General features: G+C 29.7%; 5 protein-coding genes. 1 reads left to right on the forward strand and 4 read right to left on the reverse strand.

Annotated elements, in window-relative coordinates:
- The 3 genes from SVN78_09445 to SVN78_09455 form a co-directional block, all read right to left on the reverse strand.
- On the reverse strand, positions 1–810 hold an 810-nt coding region (locus SVN78_09445), incomplete at its 3' end, for a 5'-3' exonuclease H3TH domain-containing protein (GenBank protein MDY6821829.1).
- The gene (locus SVN78_09450; protein ID MDY6821830.1) at positions 810–1,730 is read right to left on the reverse strand and encodes a branched-chain amino acid transaminase; all 921 of its coding nucleotides are present in this window, start codon (positions 1,728–1,730) and stop codon (positions 810–812) included. The genes SVN78_09445 and SVN78_09450, both read right to left, overlap by 1 nt.
- 10 nt (positions 1,731–1,740) lie before the next feature.
- The gene (locus tag SVN78_09455) at positions 1,741–2,733 is read right to left on the reverse strand and encodes an NAD(P)H-dependent glycerol-3-phosphate dehydrogenase (protein MDY6821831.1); all 993 of its coding nucleotides are present in this window, start codon (positions 2,731–2,733) and stop codon (positions 1,741–1,743) included.
- Positions 2,734–2,783: 50 nt separating this feature from the next.
- Here SVN78_09455 and SVN78_09460 point away from each other — a divergent pair, with 50 nt between their 5' ends.
- Positions 2,784–3,068, forward strand: a complete 285-nt coding sequence (locus SVN78_09460) for a late competence development ComFB family protein (GenBank protein ID MDY6821832.1) — start codon at positions 2,784–2,786, stop codon at positions 3,066–3,068.
- On the opposite strand, the gene SVN78_09465 is transcribed toward SVN78_09460, so the two are convergent.
- Positions 3,065–3,504: ferritin family protein (locus tag SVN78_09465; GenBank protein MDY6821833.1), on the reverse strand; the 440-nt coding region annotated here is incomplete at its 5' end. The two genes, SVN78_09460 and SVN78_09465, sit on opposite strands and share 4 nt — an antisense overlap.

The raw sequence follows: 3,504 nt of genomic DNA on the forward strand, positions 1-3,504 counted from the left end.
AAGCCTATTATACAATGTATGTAACTCTAAAGCCTCAAGCTCTTTTTTTAATTCTTCTCTTTGCTCTTTAGTTTCAATTAATTTTAGATTTTCAATAATTTTAAGTTCTGTTAAACTCTTAGATAAATACGCTATTTCTTTACCAGCTAATAATTTTTCCTTAACAGAGCCTTTTATTTTATCAATATTGGCATAGATATCATCTAAAGAATTAAATTCTCTAAGTAGTTTTTTTGCTGTTACACTCCCAATACCTTTAACGCCTGGTATGTTATCTGAGGCATCCCCTGTTAATGCTAGAAAATCGGGAATTTGATTTGACTCTACCCCAAATTTTTCTAATACTCCTTTACTATCTATTATGTGATCTCTAATATCATCATATATCTTAATTCTGTCAGATACTAACTGATAAATATCTTTATCTTTAGTAACAAGAACAATCTCCTTGGTATCAAATTTATTAATAATAGTATAAATAATATCATCAGCTTCAAACCCTTCTAAGGCATAAACTGGTATGCCCATTAAAGGTAAAATTTTTTTAAGCTTCTCTATCTGTGGGATTAAGTCATCAGGGGTTGCCTCCCTTTCAGCCTTATACTCTTTCAGTTTTCTATGTCTTTCAGTTTCTCCTTTAGAATCAAAAGATACAATGATTTGTTCTGGTTTTAATTTATTTTTTATCTTTAAAAGTGTATTAATAAATGTATGTATAACCCCTGTTGGAAAACCACTGCTTGTCATAAGTGGTGGTGTTTTATAAAATGCTCTATAAGCTATAGAATGGCCATCAATTATAACTATCATTAACTAATATAGGTTAACCATTTTTTGTATTTATCATTTTTCCCTTTAACAATATCAAAAAACTCCTCTTGCAACATATTTGTAATATTACCAATACGTCCTTTACCAACAACTCTACCATCAAGCTCCCTAATTGGTGTAATCTCAGCTGCTGTACCAGTTAAAAAGGCTTCATCTGCTATATATATATCATCCCTTGTAAATCTTCTCTCAACTACTTCAAGGCCTTTATCTTTTGCAATCTCTATAACTGACTCCCTTGTTATTCCTCTTAATACAGATGTTAATGGTGTTGTTATTAGCTTATTATCTTGTAAAATAAATATATTCTCTCCTGTACCTTCTGATACATAACCATCTGCATCTAAAAATATTGCTTCATCATATCCATCTAATACTGCTTCTTTTTTAGCCAAAACTGAGGTCATATAGTTCCCACATGCCTTAGACCTTGTTGCTACACTATTAACATGATAACGAACAAAAGTTGACGTTTTAACTTTTACACCACCCTTCAAGGCTTCTTCTCCTAGATAAGCCCCCCAAGGCCACACAGCTATTACAACCTCAATGGGATGACTATTGTCAACATAAACACCAAGACTTTTTAATCCATAGAATGCAATTGGCCTTATATAACAAGCTTTAAAGCTATTTTTTAATATTAATTCAATAATATTTTTTTTAAGCTCATCTAATGAATATTTTATATCCATCATAAATACCTTTGCTGAATTTATGAAACGCTTTAAATGATCTTCTAGTCTAAAAATAGCAGAGCCATTAACACATTCATAACATCTTATGCCTTCAAATACACCTAATCCATAATGTAGCGTATGAACTAATACACTAACTTTTGCCTCCTCAAAGCTAATAAAATCACCATTTTTCCAAATATATTTTATTTCCTCAAACATAAGAAACCTCCTAAAGGCCTTCACTTTTTAAGGGTCTATTCATTAAATCTATAATAGCTTCATAAATATTTTTATTCTCATATAATATCCTGTAAACCTCATCAGTTATAGGCATTTCCACATCATATAATATTTGCATATATTTAGCGGCCTTCACTGTATATATACCTTCAGCTACTGATTTCATATTATTAATAATTTCATCTAATTTTTTACCTTCACCCAAGCATTTACCAACCCATCTATTCCTACTAAGATCACCTGTGCATGTTAAAACTAAATCACCTAAACCACTTAGTCCCATAAATGTTTCAAGCTTTCCACCCATCTTTAAGCCAAGCCTAGCAATCTCTGTAAGCCCTCTAGTAATTAAAGCTGACCTTGCATTTAAACCTAACTTTAAGCCATCTGAGATACCTGTAGCAATAGCCACAACATTTTTTAGCGCACCTCCAACGCACACACCTATAATATCAGTTGTTGTATATACTCTAAAATAATCGTTTGATAAATATTTTTGCCATATTTTTGCAATATTAATGCTTTTAGATGCAATACTTACAGCTGTAGGCTTTTTTGTAGCAACCTCATATGCAAATGTTGGACCTGATATAACTGATAGATAAGAACTAATTTGTTCATTTATAATCTCATAAACAAATTTTTTATAATCATAATTAATTCCTTTTGATGCGATTAATATATGTTTGTCAGCAAGCTCTTCTTTATAAGTCTCTAATACATCATGAGAATAAACAACAGGAACTGCCCATACAACATATTCAGTTAAATCATTCTTTATTTTATCAAAAGGTTTTGCAACAATATTATTATTTAATTTTACATTTGGCAAAAACAATGTGTTTTTATTATCATTATTTATAGAATTAACAACTTCTTCTTCCCTAGCAAACAACACTACTGAATAACCATTATCTGCTAACAAATCAGCAATAGTTGATCCCCAAGCACCACAACCTATAACAGATATTTTATATTGCAATTTTTACCTCAGTTTATTAAAATTAAATATTGAATATTATAGGTTAATTAATGAGCAAAATCAACTTTTATGATTTAGATAATATAAGAAATGTTAATGAAAATCGCGTTTGGAGGCTACTCAGTGGATACATTGATGAACATAATGATGTCTGTAGTTGCAGAGATTGTATATTAGATATAGCCTGCATTACACTAAACAATATTAAACCACATTATCAAGTAACAGATGAAAAAATTGAAAAAAGAAGTTATGAAAAAGTAACAGATGAAGAAATTCTAGAAGAAATTAATAAAGCTGTTAAAATTGTACAAAAAAACCCACACCATATTTAATTTTCATTTAACACTATATCATCATATAATAATTGAAAATTATTTCTATGACACATCTCTTCATGAGCAAGTTGTTTAAAAATATCCTCAGCTTCTGTCCCTTTAAACTTCTCAGCCATGACACTATAAAATTTGCGTGAATTTTCCTCAGATTTTATAGCAATTCTCAAAACAGCATCTACTGTAAGATCCTTTGTTACAACTTCAGGTTTTAAATAAATTGATATGCCTAAATCATATATATAGCATTTATCACCTAATTGTATTTTATAAATATCTTTCTTTTTTAATATATCATCTAATATATCTTTATGTCTCCTTTCCTCTTCAGCTAATTCCTTAATCATAGCTTTAGTGCCCAAATCTTTTACATAATTTATAAGTTTGCTATAAAAATCGTATGCTAGCTCTTCTTTTCTTTTTGCTTCTAAAAGTA

It is taken from the genome of Deferribacterota bacterium, assembly GCA_034189185.1.
Classification (GTDB): Bacteria; Chrysiogenota; Deferribacteres; order Deferribacterales; family UBA228; genus UBA228.